Here is a 17,041-nt window from a genome sequence, read left to right on the forward strand (position 1 = left end):
TAATTACAGGCTTTTTTGGACATAGATACAATGAAAGCCACCTGTGATAGGTGGCTTTCATTGTATCTAAATTTGTCCTTTGATTTGGTGCGGAGAACGGGACTTGAACCCGTACGAGCGTACACTCGCCACCCCCTCAAGATGGTGCGTCTGCCAATTCCGCCATCCCCGCATATAAACTTGTATTATAATAATATCATATTTACATTATTATAACAATAATATTTATAGATTTTTAGTCGCTATTGTACTTTTATATATAAATATATATAATTTCTATATTTTAAAAAGGCACTGAAAAGTGCCTTTTATTTTAAATCATATAACTTTTTATAAATTTTATAATTTTTATTTACTTTTTTTACATAACCATCAGTTTCTTCAAATGGAATTAAATGAAGATTTTTACCATCTTTAGAATATTCTTCATTATTAAGCCATTTTTGAACATTGCCTCTTCCACCATTATAAGCAGCTAAAATTAAGTTAATGTCACCATCAAATTCTTTACTTAAATTATCTAAATACCAACATCCCATTTTTATATTTATTTCAGGTGTATATAAAGCATCATAAGTAATTTCCTTCATGCCACTTTGAGCAGCTATCCAGTCAGCAGTATCCGGCATAATTTGCATAAGTCCGTAAGCACCTCTATGAGATAGTGCATCCTTATCAAAGTCACTTTCTGCTTTAATTACTGCTGCCACCAAATTTGGATCTAAATTATATTCCTTAGAATAAGTAAGTATGTGCTCTTGGTAATTTAAAGGATACATAGTTTTGATGATATTTTTATAGTTAAAAATCATATAAATCATCAAGATAAATATACATAGTTTAATTAATGCTTTAAATTTTTTCATTGTTCCCCCTTACTAATAAATTAAAAATTATATTATCCAATTGTTCTTCTGTATGTGAAATTGTATCACTATTATCAATAGTATAGGTAGCGTATTTAAGCTTCTCTTTTAATGACATTTGACTGCTAATCCTATTTAATGCATCTTTTTTACTTAGGGAATCTCTTGCCATCACTCTTTTGATTTGAATTTCTTCATTTACTACTATAACTATTACTTCATCCATATATTTATGAAGATTGTTTTCAATTAGTGTAGGAGCATCAACTATGCAAAGTTTTTCCCCATATTCCACATACTTTTCTATTTTATCAAAAATTTCTTTTTTAATATAGGGTATTATTATATTTTCCAGCTTTTTTCTAAAAATTTCATTAGAAAATATAATAGCTCCTAATTTTTTTCTATTTAAATTATCATTTTCGTCAAAGACTTCTTTACCAAATTCTTTTTTTATTGACCATAGAACCTCTGGATAAATAATTAGTACCTCTCTTGAAATTTTGTCTGCATCAATTACTGGGATATTTCTTTCTATAAGCATGTTTGAAACGGTACTTTTACCACTGCCTATACCTCCAGTAAGACCTGCTACTATAGTATTATTTTGCTTCATACCAAGTTTCTCCAATATTTATATCTACTTCAAGTGGAACACTTAAATCTAGAACTTCTTCCATTTCTTTTTTTACTAGAGCTGTAACTTCATCTAATTCATCTTTATAAACATTTAATATTAATTCGTCATGAACTTGCAATATAAGTTTACTTTTTAAATTTCTCTTAGTCAATTCTCTATATACATTAACCATTGCAAGCTTAATTATATCTGCTGCACTACCTTGAATAGGTGCATTCATAGCTAACCTTTTACCTAAGGCTTTCAAAATTTTATTAGACGCAGTTATTTCAGGAATGAATCTTCTTCTATTTAATATAGTTGTGACATATTGCTTACTTTCTGCCTCATTTATTACGTTATCCATATATTCTTTAACTTTAGGATATCTTTCTAAATAATTATCAATATATTTTTTAGCTTCAGCTTTTGTAATATTTAAATCTTGAGCTAAGCTAAAATCTCCTATACCATAAACAATTCCAAAATTTACTGCTTTAGCATTACTTCTCATTGTAGAAGTAACTTCATCGATAGGAACACCAAATACCTCTGATGCTGTTATAGTATGAATGTCACTATGTTTTTTAAAAGCATTGATTAGATTTTCATCCTGAGAAATATGAGCTAATACTCTAAGTTCGATTTGAGAGTAGTCTGCTGATAAAATAATAGAATTTTCGTCCTCAGGAATAAATACCTTTCTTATTGCTCTTCCCATTTCATATTTTATTGGTATATTTTGAAGGTTTGGTTCTGTACTTGATAATCTACCTGTAGTTGTAACAGTTTGATTAAAGCTAGAATGAATTTTTCCATCAGTATCAATAACCACCCTAAGTCCTTCAATATATGTAGAATAAAGTTTAGTCAATTGTCTATAATAAATTATTTTTTCTATAATAGGATGCTTATCTTTTAAAGCATCTAATACTTCTGCATTAGTAGAATAGCCTGTTTTAGTTTTCTTTATTACAGGTAAGTCAAGTTTTTCAAATAATATCTTGCCTAATTGCTTTGGTGAATTTATATTAAAATTTTCATCTGATATCTCATATATTGATTTAGAAGTGCTATCAATTTCTTCTTTAAAGTTTTCACCAAGTTCCTCTAACTTTTCTCTATGGATTTTAAAACCTGCACATTCCATAATAGAAATAGCTTTAGTTAATGGTTGTTCAATTTCATATAAAAGATTACTCATGTTAAGTTCTTCTATTATTTTCTTTTCTTCTTCATAAACTTTAGGAAGCATGGCTAGAGAATTAATCTCTAATTCTAAATTCTCTCCACCAACTGTTTCATTTATAAAGTCTTCTATAAGAGTCTTTAAACTATATTCTGATTTAGAAGAATCGATTAAATAAGCAGCAATTTCACAGTCAAATTCTACTGATTTTAAATCAATGTTTAATTTATTTAAAGCTGTATATACATTTTTTAATTCATGAGAAACTTTTTTTATTTCTTCATTTTCAAATAGGCCTTTTAAAACTTCTATTGTTTCATTTCCATTCTTACTCATAAGTTCGCTCATATTAATGATGTAATACTTACTATTATGAATAATAAATATATATTCAATTTCCAGTTTTGAATATACACTTACATCTTTAAGTCTAAAAGTTAAAAACACTCTTTCTTTTATATCATTTATTAATTCTTTTAACTTAGTTAAATCTTCAATTGTTGTATATTCCATATTAACTACAGCTTTTTCTTCAATGCTATCTTGACCATTCATATCATTTATTTTAGATAGCAATGATTTAAATTGCAGCTTATGGAATAAGTCTTTTAACCCTTTATTATCATATTCTTTTTTAGATTTTATAGAGTTCAAATTCATTTCCACAGGCACATCAGTAATTATAGTAGCAAGCTTTTTACTAAATATTGCTTGCTCACTATGCTCAATTAAATTTTCTTTTAGCTTTTTTCCACTGACATTCTCCAAATTTTGTAGAAGATTTTCTATACTGCCATATTCTTTTATAAGTTTAAATGCAGTTTTCTCTCCTATGCCAGGTACCCCAGGAATATTATCAGATTTATCTCCCATTAATCCCTTTACATCTATAAATTGCTTTGGAGTAACTCCAAACTCTTCAATCATTCTATTTTTATCGTAGATTTCTTTTTCTGTCATTCCTTTTTTATTAATAACTATTTTAACGTTGTCTGTGGCTAACTGAAGTGCATCTTTATCTCCTGTTACTATATATACCTCAATATTATTTCCTTCTGCAAATACAGATAAAGTTCCTATTAAATCATCAGCTTCGTAACCATCAATTTCAAATATATTAATAGCCATTTTTTGTAGGAGATCCTTTACTATTGGAAACTGCATTCCAAGTTCGTCAGGCATTTTTTTTCTTCCAGCTTTATATTCATCATATTCTATATGCCTAAAGGTAGGAGCAGCTCTATCAAAAGCTGTAACAATATAATCAGGCTTTATATCTTCAATCATTTTAAATAACATATTTGTAAATCCATACACTGCATTAGTATAAATTCCTTCTGAATTTGTTAATGCAGGCATAGCATAAAAGGCTCTGTATAATAAACTATTACCATCCAGAATTAATAATCTTTCTTTTGACATAATTTCACCTCTATTTATTTATTGGCCAATTTAAAAAGTAAATTTTATAGCTATAACTTTTATTTATTAAGATATCTTTTTAAACTATTAAAATCATCGCTAGGATAGGTGTTTAAGATTTCCTTTAAAAGTTCAAAAGCTATTACATTTTCAAGAACTACTGATGCTGGAACCACTCCACATACATCAGATCTTTCATATCTTGTTGTTATATTAGTTCTCTCTCTTAAATTTATAGATTTTAAAGGTTTTTTAACTGTAGGTATTGGTTTCATAAAAGCAGTTATTTTAATATTTTCTCCATTAGATATTCCTGCCTCAATTCCTCCAGCATTGTTAGAAGTTCTTTTTATAGTATCCTTTTCAAAGTAAATTTCATCATTAAAACTACTTCCAAAAATTTTATCTTTATTTAGTATATCACCAAATTCTACTGCTTTAATACCTTGAACAGACATAATGCCGAAGGATAAAATAGCATCAAGTTTTCTGTCATAATGAGCATAACTTCCAATTCCCATAGGAACATTACTTACTTCAAGTTTAATGCTACCTCCTAGTGTGTCCCCTTCACTCTTACATAAATCTATTTGTTTTTTTATTTTTTCTTCTACAGTTTTGTTATAAACTCTTAGCTCACTATTATTAATGGCTTCATATATACTATTATCAAATAAATCTACATTATCATCACAATAAGTTCCGATAGTATGAACTTTGCTTCTTATTTCTATATCTAAAGACTTTAATATGCTTTTACAAATAGCACCTACTGCCGTTCTTATTGCAGTTTCTCTAGCAGAAGTTCTTTCAATAGAATTTCTAATATCTCCAGTATTATATTTATAAAAACCTACTAAATCACCATGTCCAGGTCTAGGAATGATTATTTTATTTTCCTCTTCTGGTTCTTTGCTCATAATTTCTTTCCAATTTTCATAATCTTTATTAAATATAACTAAGGTTAGAGGATTTCCTGTTGTCGTATTTCCTCTTAATCCACACCAAATTTCAACAGAGTCTTTTTCAATTTTCATTCTTCCACCTCTGCCATAACCCTGTTGTCTTCTACTTAACTCATTATTTATAAAATCTATGTCTAACTGAAAATTTGATGGAATACCTTCTAATATAGCAACTAAAGCTTTACCATGAGATTCTCCACTATCTAAAAATCTTAACATCTCATTTCTCCATTCTTAGTCAATATTTATATGATAGTTTATTATAGCATTACTTACTATTATTAACAACAAAGCAACTATCTTGTTAATTATTATGCCCAATACATTTTAACTTAACTAGTAGATTCAGCTTCAACGAAGTAAGTGGCGGTAATTCACATAAATGCTATAGTAAAAATATTAGCTTTAAAATTAATTATAAAAAACAAGAGATAAATATCATCTCTTGTTTCTATAAATAACTTATTTAAAACTTTAAGAATATTTTCTCTTAATCAAAAGTATTAAAATATACTTAAATCTAATTCTCTTGATAAATTCTCTAATACCCTAATACCGCCTATACTATTTCCTTTTGGATCTAATGAAGGACCTACAACTCCAATTCCCATCCTTCTAGGTACTGCTGCCATTATTCCACCACCTACACCGCTTTTTGCAGGAATACCTATATGTACAGCAAAATTACCAGATTCATCATACATGCCGCATGTAACCATTATTGTCTTTATTATTCTACAAGCTTCTCTTGAAATCACTCTTTCTTGGTTCATTAGCACTCCTTCATTAGCAAGCATTGCACCTATTCTCGCTATATCCTTACATGTAACCTCTATAGAACAAGCTTTAAAATAAACATCCAATATTTCGTCTACATCACCTTCAATTATGCCGTTACTTTTCATATAATAAGCTAATGCTCTATTTCTATCTCCAGTAGCTTTCTCACTTTTATAAACTTCATCATTTACATCTATAAGATCATTTTCACAAATTTTTCTAGTAAAATTAAGTATATTATTAAACTTTTCTTCTGAATTTTTACCAGAAATTAAAGAACTTGTTGCTATAGCTCCTGCATTAATCATTGGATTTAAAGGCTTTTTTTGCGTACGTGATTCTAAATTTGTTATAGAATTGAAAGAAAACTCTGTAGGCTCCATTCCAACTTTTGAAAAAACGTATTCAGTGCCATTATTAAGAATTGCAAGCATTAATGTAATTACCTTTGATATACTCTGTATAGTAAATTTAGTTTCGTAATCGCCAGAATAATATTCTTTCCCATCTAAAGTTGTTACACAAATACCTAAAACATTTGGATTTGCTTTTGCCAGTTCTGGTATATAAGAAGCTACAGTACCTTTACTAGTCCATTCCCTATTGTTTTCAATTATTGTATCTAATATCCTTTTCATAGCAACACCTCTTTCATGAATATAAAATATCTTAATCATTACACCCATATTATATATATGCAGACTATAATTTGCAATAAAAATAAGGATAAAAATAAGAATAAAATTATTGATATTAAAGGATTGATTACAAGTTTTTTCTTTTATAAAAATATTTATTTTTGCATAATTATAAGTTTCTCTTGAAAAAATTTTAATAATATGTTAATATAACAATGTACTAAATAGGGATTGGCAAAAAAACCTATTTATAAGTTAATTGGTAGTTCTTTCTAAGGTGAAAGAAAAGTAACAATTAAATAAATAATATGCCGGTGTGATGGAATTGGCAGACGTAGAGGACTCAAAATCCTCCGGTAGCGATACCGTGCCGGTTCGAACCCGGCCACCGGCACCATAAAAACTACAGCTCTTTAGCAAAGCTAAAGAGCTGTAGTTTTTATGGTGTTAATACTTATTATCAATTTAATAACGCTAGTAGTGCTTTAATGTCATAAATCCATTTAGTAATTATTTTGCTTTTCTCAATCAGCTTATTAGGGTCTTTTTCATATCCCTGTAACAGTTGGAGCTGATGTTCCCAGTATGATTGTAATTTTACAAAAAGGTCTCTAGATATATTTGTTATTTTTAACGAGTTATTAAGCTGTTCTTTTATTTTAAATAAGTCATCTTGAACCATATCTGCTGAAACACCCATATACTTTTTGAAATCTCTAAATACCCATTGACGTTCAAAAATATTCATTTTTTTCCAACCATTATATTGTTCTTCAAATGTAGTTATAATTTTGTTTAACAATTCTTTATTTATAGACGTTGCATTACTATTTTCATCTTGGTGTTTCTTATAAAAATTAAAATCATTTAAAACTTGTATTGAGGATATTTCCTGGCCATGATATTTTTCTGCATTTAATACTGATAAAGCAAATCCCAATCCAGCAGCTTCCACATTTAAGATGTAATCTTTATTCATGCGGTAAAATTCATTTATACTTATACCCATTTTAGAAGCAATAATTTCTATGCTTTTTTCCGCTGTTTTGGTTTTTACTAGACCTGGACTGATAGTATAAGCATAGATATTTGTTTCCTCTAATTCTATAGCTAAAGTATTAGAAAATTCTACTTGTGCTGTTTTGAAAGTTTCGTATGCACTCATATATGGAACAGCCCCAGATGATGATACAAACACAAAACATCCATCATTTCTTTTTTTTATGTGAGGTAAAAAGAAAGTTGTAAACATTATTGGAGCTTTAAGATTAACAGCGTAGCTATTATCCCAAGTTGTAATATCAATTTCTTCTATATTACCTAAAGGAGCAATAGTAGCATTATTAAAGATAATATTAGGACAACCGTATTTTGAAAAGATACTTTCACATAATTGATTAACTTGCGATTCCTTAGATAAATCGGTATGATAAAATATCGCAGCCTTTGGATAAAGTTTGTTGATGTATTCTGTTGCTTCCAATCCTTTTTCTCTATTAACTTCTACAATGATGATTTTTGCACCCATTTTTGCAAATGCTTTTGCAGCTTCAAATCCAATACCTCCACCTGCACCTGTAAGCAATACAGTCTTACTAGCTAATGTAGTTTTTTCTTGTATACTATTCATAGTGGTTACCCCTTTACCATATAAGATGAAATTTTAATTAGCAATGTATTTTTATGTTTCCTCTAGTCCTCTTATAAATCTAGTTCCATATCATTCATTTTGTACTCACCATTGTATAATACGAATATCGCACTTTAATTGTAAATAATTGGTGTGATACTATCAAGAACGATTGTACTATTTCACTATAAGTGATNNATATTATTATATTTGTATTTCTAAATTTATATTTATGTTTTTTACGTTTTTAACATATTATAGATTAAATATGTTAAAAATTTGTATAAGTATAAAAAGAAAAATAAAAAAGCTATGAGTTACAACCACTCACAGCTTTCTTATTTTATATTATTGACTTAGCCATTTTTATAATTCTATTACCTAATATATTTTTATCAATTAATTTCTTATAATTAATCTTATTGTAAAATTTTGATGTGGTTTCATCTTTTGCAAGCAGAACGCATCTTTTATAATGATTGGTTTTTGCTAATCGTTCTGCGTATTCCATAAGGGTTTTACCAAAGCCTAATCCCCTCACATTTTCACTAGTAGCAATATTAGCAATATAAAGATCACCTTTATTACATTCTTTTACGAAGATATATTTTAATCCTTCAATCAAAAATGTAAATTTGCTTTTAAAGCCATTTATTGATCTTAATATTATTTTTTCTGTATTAATGTTTAATTTATCAAGCTTTTCATGAGGTATTATTATAATAATACCTGCAACTTCACCATTGTGCTCTACTACTTTTATATAATTTAACGAATATCTAGTGTTTGGAATAACTATAAGTTTTTTAATCATTCTTATATTTTCTTTTTTAGACTTTCCTCCCCAAACATATTCATGGTCATTTTCTGTACTATAGATAAGTTCTGCTATTGCATTAATTTCCTTTTTTTGAGCATTTCTAATGCTCTTGATAGTCATGGTTTCAAACCTCCCTAGAAATATAACAAGCATATTTAACCACATGTGATTGAGTATATTTGTATACCCAGTTTTAAATATATTTTCTATAGTATAATTATATAGCTATTTGAGAATTTATATAATAGCTTCAAGTGCTGTGTTTTATGTACAAAAATCCATATATATTATTTAAATTTTTAAATTAGAAATCTTACATAAGTACATTTAATATTGATAAACAAAAAAATAATCTATGAAAGTAACCATATATAAGCCATTTATCAGTTACTTTCATGGATTATCTTATAAGTAAAATTCATTATTAATTAATAATTTCCAATACTTTAAATAAGTCCTTATCGTGAAGTTGTTTTAATATATTGTTATGAATTATTTTCAGCTCTTCAGGGGTTGTTACACCAATTCTATCCTCTTCCTTAGGATGTTCCTTAAAATATACTTTTGCATGCATATACTTTTCATGCACGACTTTTAATATCTCCAAAGCTTGATCATCATTTATTTTTAAATTAAACTCCATAATGAATCACCTCTAAAAATAAAGTTCGGCATAAGATTTAAAAATCCTCTTATAGTACTGTTATATATTTACTTTTAGTTTTTAATTGTAACTTATTATCGTTAATTAATTTTTGAGAGTATGGTTTACTTTAAAATTTAAAAGAGCATAATTATGATTATGTAAACTACAATTATATTCTTTAATTGGGGTACGGCAACCATTCGTGTAAAATAGGGCCACATTGAAAATATTGTAAAATGGCCCTTGTAAATCTATAGTATTAAGCTTGCTTTAATAAATCAATATTAAAATTCAAATCAGGTACAGATCTTTCTTTATCTAAACTATGCCTACCAAATCTGTTAATGGTTTAACCACTTTTTTATTACATCATTTTTTTACTAGATAGCCATCAAGATATCTAGTTATGATTCTTGAGACCACGGTCTCTATATCCATCGAGCCATTGCAAAGACACCACTCAAAGACCGCGCCTTTGATGATTGTACATAAGTCTTTACAGACCATATGTAGGTCTGTTCCTTCCAATATCAGTCCCAGCTTGTAAGCCTTCTCCATTTCATCTTCGCTTTTTGCCATGATGGAATTCGTCATGAACTTTCCATCAGTTTCTGTCATGTACGCAGACAATGCCGAGTTATTATTGGAATAGAAGCTTTTCACAAACGGAAGCCCAAGTTCCAGATAATGATTGATTAGGGTCATATAAAGCTCGATAATTCTGCCTGTAATATTGTTTTCAGATGACCTAAGGTCCGCATTGTAAAAACCTTCAGATACGAAATAAAACATAAGATCATCCTTGTTATGAAAATAATAATAGAAAGTCCCGACTGCAATGCCCGCTTTTGCACACACATTCCGTACAGTAACCTTTTCAACACCTTCTTCCTTTAGAAGTTGAACGGTAGCTCCCAATATCTTTGATTTATTCTCTATTCTGTTCAATTTTTGCTTCATGATTCTTTCTTTAGCCATATTCCACCTCCACACGTATTTTTTGATTTTATATTATACAGTCATTTTCCGATTTCTTCAACCGTATATATCAAAGTATAGCGCAGAACCTGCCACTATGATATAGCGACAGGCCATATAATAAATGTGGTTGTTTATTTTTTAGTGTTAAATTTTCAATGCTGTGAAGAATCCTGACTCTATTGCTTTCTGAATGTTGGCCGTTGAAGCAGCATCACCTACCATATAGTATTCCTGGAATTTTGCTTTCAGACTGTCATCCAGATAGCGTACTGGTTTTGTTCCAAATGCAAGTACTAAAGTATCAAAAGATAATTCATTAGTTTCATTGTTATTAAGATCTAATACAGTAAGCTTATTATTTTCTACTTTCTGAATCTTATGTCTGGTATAAATTTCAATTCCGGACTTTTCGATAATAGGAAGTAGCGTAAGTCGCGTCATAAGCTCCTCATTAACTGCCAGTTCCGAAAGCATTTCTATGACTCCTACTTCCATCCCTTTCTCTCTAAGGTAATGGGCAGTTTCTATACCTACCTGACCGCCACCTGCAACCAGTACCTTGCCTTTAGCTTCAGATTTTCCGACAAGTACATCGTCAGCAGTCACTATATTCTCTCCTAGTGAAAGACCGGGAATCTTCGGAATTACTGGTTCTCCTCCAGTAGCAAGAACAGCTACATTCGCCTGAAGAGACGCAATCTTTTCTTCTGTCATCTCATAATTAAGATGAACAGTTAAATTCTTCATTTTCGAGAACTGTGCATTGTAGAAACGTTGAATATTCGCTAATATGCTCTTTCCAGGAGGACACATAGCAGCTTTGATCTGACCTCCGCATAATTCACCTGACTTTTCGTATAAATCAACAGAATGACCGCGCATTACAAGCCTGTACGCAACCTCTAATCCTGCAGGGCCTGCACCGATAACAGCAACATGTTTCTTCTTTGCTACCATTGGAATACCATCGCCATATTTTGATTCTCGACCTACTGTTGGATTCAATGCACAGCGAATCGTCAAGTTGTTAATGATACGGTCTCCGATACAATGATTACATGAAACACATCTTCTAATACCTTCATGATCACCTGATTTAATCTTATTTACCCAATCTGGTTCAGCAATCCATGCGCGGGCGATGGAAACGAAATCTGCCTTTCCATCTGCAAGCACTTGTTCAGCAAGTTCAGGATCCTGCAATCTGCCTTGAGCGATTACAGGAATGTTTACTGCATTCTTAACGGCTTCTGCCAAATGTACGAAACAACCTTTTTCATGATAGATAGTTGGGCAGATAAGTTGCATAGTCATGAACAAACCTGCTTCNNCTCCTGCCTTCTCAAGCATCTTTGCAAGTTCAATTGTCTCTTCAACGCATCTGCCAGCATCACCGATATATTCATCAATTGCCATTCTTACAACAATGGGGAAATCATCTCCCGCATTCTTCTTACAGGAAGCAACCAGTTCAAGAAGAAAACGAGCTCTGTTCTCGAGGCTTCCGCCGTATTCATCATCCCTGTTGTTGAAATATGGTGAAAGGAATTCAGCTATCAGATAACCACAATGTGCATGAATATAAAATGCATCAAAGCCAGCAGCCTTGGCACGTCTTGCACATAATCCGTAAACCTCTACAGACTTCTTAATTTCATCTACAGTAAGCTTTCTTACTTTTCTCTGTGCTACAGGGCACTGAATCTCGCTTGGGCCTACATTAGGGATATCATAGACACCCTCTGAACCACTATCATACGGTGTCCCAAGAGCCTGTGCACCACCACCTGGTGAAACTAATGGAGCAATCTTAGCTCCTTCTAGATGTACAGCTTCTGTCAACTCAGAAAGCATTGGAATGTACGCATCATCGTCAAGACGTAGCGATCTTGGATATGGATCAATAGGGTCAATCTTTGTATTTCCCGCTATTTGATGCGTAACGATAAGACCTACTCCTCCTTTTGCCCTTCTTACATAATAATCAATTTCAGGCTGCGTAACCTGACCATCAGAAGAAGCAAAATGACTTTCTGTTGGTCCCATGATGACATGATTNNAGTGTCATATTACCAATCTTACCTGGTTCAAGTAAATGTTTAAACATATTTTCGGCCTCCTTATTTTCATTATTTCGAACGTGTTCTACTGATATTATATTAAGAATATTATATATTGTCAATAAAGTTCGAACGCGTTCTATTATTTACGAGAAGTTTTTATTAAACACCTTCTGTATACATCTCTAAAGCCTGATATCAAAGGCTTTAGAGGATTTTAAGTAAATATTGAAGTGTGTTTTATGTTCCCTCATACCACTGTACCAGGGGAATAAGAAGGCGATTTGAACAAGGCAAAGTAGCAGTTAATTGCACAAAATTCTTAAGCTATGACAAAAGTGAAAATGGTAACCTAGTTATTAATGAAAAGCAAGACTAGACTGTAACAAGAATTTATACCGATTATCTTGAGGGTAAAGGGACAAATAGAATAGCTAGAAAACTTGAAGAAGAAGGAGTTTCAAATTGGAATGGTACAGTTAAATGGTATGAAAGCAACATCAGAAAAATGCTAAGCAACGAGAAGTATAAAGGATATGCTTTACTCCAAAAGGCATATACAGTGGACTTCTTATCAAAGAAAAGAGTTGAGAATAATGGGGAGATTCCACAGTATTACATGGAAGAAAGTCACCCTGGCAGGCATTGATTAATCCAGCCAAATGCAAAATCAGGCTGCCAAACTTTATTTTATTGGCAGCCTGAAAGTTATGTTCAAAAATACAACTAATCTATTCATAGAATATTATGCATTTATAAATTTTTCAAATCCTTCTGCATATTTTGTAGGTGAAAATTCTATTATTTCGTATTCAGCAATCTTTTTAGACGAAAATGGGTCTTCTTTAAGTATTTCTTTGACTTCTTCTTCATTTTCAGACTTACAAAGAATTACTCCACCTATTCTTAGATTTCTTCTTCCTGAACAAACAAATTTTCCTAAAGAATAATACTTATCTAAATATTTAATATGATTTTCTAATTCTTTATTGATTTCCTCAACTGGTTTTATATACTTTGATAATAAAATAAACATAATTCTTTTCCTCCAATATTATTTTTTATACGTAATACAACTTCTATGCCATATTTTTTATAATTACTTCACAAATATCACAGCGTTACCATTTCTCTTCAATGGGCTCATATTGCTCTGTTTTGAATATCCTAATGAGATGGCCCCACAAATCACCTCATCCTCTGGAATTCCAAGTTCACTCATATAATCACAAATTAGTTCATTATTATTCAACCATTTCAATTGGTTAATCCAACATGAGCCTATACCCAATGAAGTTGCTGCTATCATCATATTTTCAATTGCCACTGCACTGTCAGCCATTGCATTCCCATAATCCTTTTTGTTTGATACAACAATCAAAGTAGGCGCATTATACGAAAAGTGTAATCCACCTTTCCTTGCTCTCAAAATAAAACTCTTAAGACTTTTATAAGTATTTTCATGAATTTCTATTTTGGCTAGTTCATTTTCCACCAATTCCTCTAATTTATTCAACACGCTTTTGTTCTGAATCACAAGAAAACGTGTTGATTGGCTATTTCCTCCACTAGGTGCATATCGGCCTGATTCAATAATCAAATTTAGTAGTTCATCTTCAATTTGCTTTTCATCATAAATACGAATACTCCTTCTCTTTTGAATTGTTGCTATAGTATCATTCATCATTGTAAAAAACTCCTTCACAATATAAATTTAAGTAAATTAAAACTACTTACTAGGCATATTAAAATAAGGATTTGTATTTTTCTCATTTCTTACTGTTGTTGCCTGACCATGTCCTGGATAAAGTACAGTGTCTTCCGGCATGGTTAAAATTTTATATTTAACTTCAGTAAGCAATGTAACTAAATCTCCGCCATAAAAATCACTTCTACCTATACCACCACAAAAAATATTATCTCCTACAAATGCTGATTTTTCATTTTCACTATAAAAAACCACTCCATCTAAAGTATGACCAGCCACATGAATAGCTCGTAATATTATGTTAGAATTAGACTCTAATTTAATTAAATCATTATTCTTCATATAATTTGTTGCTTCTATAGTAATATTTTCTCCACAACTAGCTGATAAATTCCATATTGGATTCTGGATATATTTTTTACCTTCCCCATGTATATAAACTGGTATATTTAGCTCTTCACTTATTTCTTTTACTGCACCAATATGGTCAAAATGACCATGTGTTATAAGAATTTTTTCAATTATTAAATTATTTACGTTTATATAATTTAATAATTTACTACCTTCTGCAGCTGGATCAATTAAAAAGCCATGATTAGTTTCATTATCTATTAAAAAATATGAATTTGTTGTAAAAACACCTGTTACAGGTAATTTTATGATCATTTGTATCCTCCTTGCAAGTCATGTGCTACGAGCTTTATTAAAAATAATAGCAATATATAATTATTATTCCTAATTGAGAACACTACAACCATCGCTATTACAAACCATACCACCTAAATTGTCAGCTTCTATTTTTTCTTCTTGTAATGCTTTTTCAATAGCCTCTTTAAATACTTCTGGTGGTTGAGCACCTGAATCTGAATATTTTCCATTAATCAAACAAAATGGAACTGCTTGTATTCCAAGTCTACTAGCTTCATATTCATCATTACGAACATTTTCTGCAAACTTTTTATTTCTTAATACCTCTTCTACTTCTAATTTATCTAAACCAAGTTCAATAGCAATATCAGTTAATACCTTATGATCACTCATTTGCTTATTTTCAGTAAAATATGCATGGAATAATTTTTCTGACATTTCTAATCCTTTTCCTTTAGTTTCTGCATATTTTGCAATACGATGAGCATCAAATGTATTTGTATAACGTGTTGTACCATAATTATAATCTAGTCCAACTCTTTTAGCATATTCAGTTATACTATCTATCATCTGTTGTGCTTTTTCAAGACTTATACTATATTTACCTGAAATTCTTTCTCTTGTATTTGTTGTTGTTTCATAACTGGCACTTGGATCTAGTTCAAAACATTTAAAACTAATATCTATACCTTCATTACCTGAAAAACTCTCTAAAGCCTTTTCTAATTGACGTTCGCCTATATAACAGTATGGACATGCGTAATCTGACCATATTTCTATTTTCATTTATAAACACCACTTTCGATTATTTAATTTTTTTAAAATAAATGTATTTATATTAAAATTAACTCGAGTTAAATCTTGCTTACAAATCTAATTATATACATATTTCCAGGTCTAACAAGTACGCAGTAAAATAATAGATACTATAATAAAATATAGTATTGTGTATTTATCTGTATTATAATAGATATAAAAAATTACATATTAGAGGAGAGTTGATTAGATTGACCGTTGATAAATTCTCACTTCCAGATTGTCCACTCGAATATGCAGCTAATATTATAGGTGGAAAATGGAAAATAAGACTTCTATGGACATTATACGAATCAGAATATGTTAGATTTAATGAATTAAAACGACAATTAAATGGCATTACAGATACGATGCTCACTAAAACCTTAAAAGAGCTAATAAAAGAAAATATAGTTAAAAGGGTTCAATATAATGAAATTCCTCCACGTGTAGAATATTCGCTAACTCCAAATGGATTAAATTTAGTGAATGCATTAAATGAAATTAGAAAATGGTCAAAAGAAACACATAATAGCGGTAATTCAAAATAACTATATTTATGAATATATACTAATATGGATATTTATAGTTATATTTTGTTATTGTCTTAAAAAAAATATATATCAATAATTAAATGATATAAGCTGACATATTGAATTCTCTATTAAATTAAAACAACCCACTACAATTTGTCGTGGGTTTCATGGTGGAGGCGAAGCATGACCTTTGAAATCCACCAATAAAGTTCATCTCATTTTAGTTCTTAATATATTACATATTAACAACTTTAATTATAAAGATAATGATATTCTATTTAGATAATATAAATATATTCCTATGTATGTAACTTTGCAACATTTATCTAATACTTATTAAAATGATCAGCTACCAAATTTATTTTTATTATATTTGTATTAGCCTCAATACTTTATAAGCTGAATTCAAGAATCCTTCATCTCTAACTCCATATAAACCACCAGTCTTTTTAATTACCTTACCATCATTTGTTCCTTGCTTAGGTGTTTCATTTAGCCAACTCCTCAAATGCTTTTAGATGTTTGCTTAAGCTACTCTCTATCTTCATCATTTAGAACTTTCTTTCCTAATTCTGCTCCATCTTTTAGAGCACCTATTTTCCTAATATCATAATAAAACAGTTGCTTCTCTGTTAAATCCAAACTCCTCGGAATAAATTTTCGCTCCTTAATTCATAGTATGTTTTAATCTATAATACATTTTACGAATTTCCTCATAGGGGTACGGCAACCATTCAT

The 17,041-nt window shown here is 30.1% G+C and carries 16 protein-coding genes and 2 tRNA genes; 3 read left to right on the forward strand and 15 right to left on the reverse strand.

The annotated features are described in order from the left end of the window. Positions 1–85: 85 nt before the first annotated feature. The 6 genes from B2W91_RS07680 to glsA form a co-directional block, all read right to left on the reverse strand. Positions 86–172 (reverse strand) — tRNA-Leu (locus B2W91_RS07680). Positions 173–308: 136 nt separating this feature from the next. Continuing rightward, positions 309–866 carry a lytic transglycosylase domain-containing protein gene (locus tag B2W91_RS07685; protein WP_291579831.1) on the reverse strand — a complete coding sequence of 186 codons (558 nt, stop codon included), beginning with the start codon at positions 864–866 and terminating at the stop codon, positions 309–311. Then, positions 853–1,482, reverse strand: coding sequence for a dephospho-CoA kinase (gene coaE, locus B2W91_RS07690; protein ID WP_291579832.1), 630 nt, complete (start codon positions 1,480–1,482; stop codon positions 853–855). The genes B2W91_RS07685 and coaE overlap by 14 nt, the downstream gene beginning before the upstream one ends. Continuing rightward, on the reverse strand, positions 1,469–4,096 hold the full coding sequence (gene polA, locus B2W91_RS07695; RefSeq protein ID WP_291579833.1) for a DNA polymerase I: 2,628 nt from the start codon (positions 4,094–4,096) through the stop codon (positions 1,469–1,471). The genes coaE and polA overlap by 14 nt, the downstream gene beginning before the upstream one ends. Positions 4,097–4,155: 59 nt before the next feature. Then, on the reverse strand, positions 4,156–5,280 hold the full coding sequence (gene aroC / locus B2W91_RS07700) for a chorismate synthase (RefSeq protein WP_291579834.1): 1,125 nt from the start codon (positions 5,278–5,280) through the stop codon (positions 4,156–4,158). Positions 5,281–5,564: 284 nt separating this feature from the next. Further along, positions 5,565–6,479 (reverse strand): glutaminase A, encoded by a 915-nt coding sequence (gene glsA / locus B2W91_RS07705; protein ID WP_291579835.1) that lies wholly within the window; start codon positions 6,477–6,479, stop codon positions 5,565–5,567. A gap of 310 nt (positions 6,480–6,789) precedes the next feature. Between glsA and B2W91_RS07710 the strand changes: the two genes are divergently transcribed. Further along, positions 6,790–6,876, forward strand: a tRNA-Leu gene (locus tag B2W91_RS07710). Positions 6,877–6,939: 63 nt separating this feature from the next. Here B2W91_RS07710 and B2W91_RS07715 read toward each other — a convergent pair. From B2W91_RS07715 to B2W91_RS07735, 5 genes are all read right to left on the reverse strand, one after another. After that, positions 6,940–8,109 carry an SDR family oxidoreductase gene (locus B2W91_RS07715; RefSeq protein WP_291579836.1) on the reverse strand — a complete coding sequence of 390 codons (1,170 nt, stop codon included), beginning with the start codon at positions 8,107–8,109 and terminating at the stop codon, positions 6,940–6,942. A gap of 343 nt (positions 8,110–8,452) precedes the next feature. Next, positions 8,453–9,049 (reverse strand): GNAT family N-acetyltransferase, encoded by a 597-nt coding sequence (locus tag B2W91_RS07720; protein ID WP_291579837.1) that lies wholly within the window; start codon positions 9,047–9,049, stop codon positions 8,453–8,455. Positions 9,050–9,353: 304 nt separating this feature from the next. Next, positions 9,354–9,572 carry a hypothetical protein gene (locus tag B2W91_RS07725; RefSeq protein ID WP_291579838.1) on the reverse strand — a complete coding sequence of 73 codons (219 nt, stop codon included), beginning with the start codon at positions 9,570–9,572 and terminating at the stop codon, positions 9,354–9,356. Positions 9,573–9,944: 372 nt separating this feature from the next. Beyond that, complete coding sequence (locus tag B2W91_RS07730; RefSeq protein ID WP_291579839.1) at positions 9,945–10,553, reverse strand: TetR/AcrR family transcriptional regulator; 609 nt, start codon at positions 10,551–10,553, stop codon at positions 9,945–9,947. 147 nt (positions 10,554–10,700) lie between these two features. Further along, positions 10,701–12,602 (reverse strand): FAD-dependent oxidoreductase, encoded by a 1,902-nt coding sequence (locus tag B2W91_RS07735; protein ID WP_291579840.1) that lies wholly within the window; start codon positions 12,600–12,602, stop codon positions 10,701–10,703. A 405-nt stretch (positions 12,603–13,007) separates the two neighbouring features. Here B2W91_RS07735 and B2W91_RS07740 point away from each other — a divergent pair, with 405 nt between their 5' ends. Further along, complete coding sequence (locus B2W91_RS07740; protein ID WP_291579856.1) at positions 13,008–13,265, forward strand: recombinase family protein; 258 nt, start codon at positions 13,008–13,010, stop codon at positions 13,263–13,265. 96 nt (positions 13,266–13,361) lie between these two features. Here the strand turns inward: B2W91_RS07740 and B2W91_RS07745 are convergent, their stop codons facing one another. The 4 genes from B2W91_RS07745 to B2W91_RS07760 all read right to left on the reverse strand — a co-directional run bounded on the left by B2W91_RS07745 (position 13,362) and on the right by B2W91_RS07760 (position 15,758). Further along, complete coding sequence (locus B2W91_RS07745; RefSeq protein ID WP_291579841.1) at positions 13,362–13,652, reverse strand: YciI family protein; 291 nt, start codon at positions 13,650–13,652, stop codon at positions 13,362–13,364. 63 nt (positions 13,653–13,715) lie between these two features. Further along, the gene (locus B2W91_RS07750) at positions 13,716–14,303 is read right to left on the reverse strand and encodes a nitroreductase family protein (RefSeq protein WP_291579842.1); all 588 of its coding nucleotides are present in this window, start codon (positions 14,301–14,303) and stop codon (positions 13,716–13,718) included. Between the two features lie 42 nt (positions 14,304–14,345). After that, positions 14,346–14,990, reverse strand: a complete 645-nt coding sequence (locus B2W91_RS07755; protein ID WP_291579843.1) for an MBL fold metallo-hydrolase — start codon at positions 14,988–14,990, stop codon at positions 14,346–14,348. A 69-nt stretch (positions 14,991–15,059) separates the two neighbouring features. Continuing rightward, a complete protein-coding gene (locus tag B2W91_RS07760; RefSeq protein WP_291579844.1) occupies positions 15,060–15,758 on the reverse strand; it encodes a DsbA family oxidoreductase in 699 nt (232 codons plus the stop codon). Between the two features lie 221 nt (positions 15,759–15,979). Between B2W91_RS07760 and B2W91_RS07765 the strand changes: the two genes are divergently transcribed. Continuing rightward, positions 15,980–16,318, forward strand: coding sequence for a winged helix-turn-helix transcriptional regulator (locus tag B2W91_RS07765; RefSeq protein ID WP_291579845.1), 339 nt, complete (start codon positions 15,980–15,982; stop codon positions 16,316–16,318). The last annotated feature ends 723 nt before the right edge of the window (positions 16,319–17,041 follow it).

Origin of the sequence: Clostridium sp. UBA6640, assembly GCF_002455975.1 — a bacterium.
In the GTDB taxonomy this organism is placed as follows: domain Bacteria; phylum Bacillota; class Clostridia; order Clostridiales; family Clostridiaceae; genus Clostridium_J.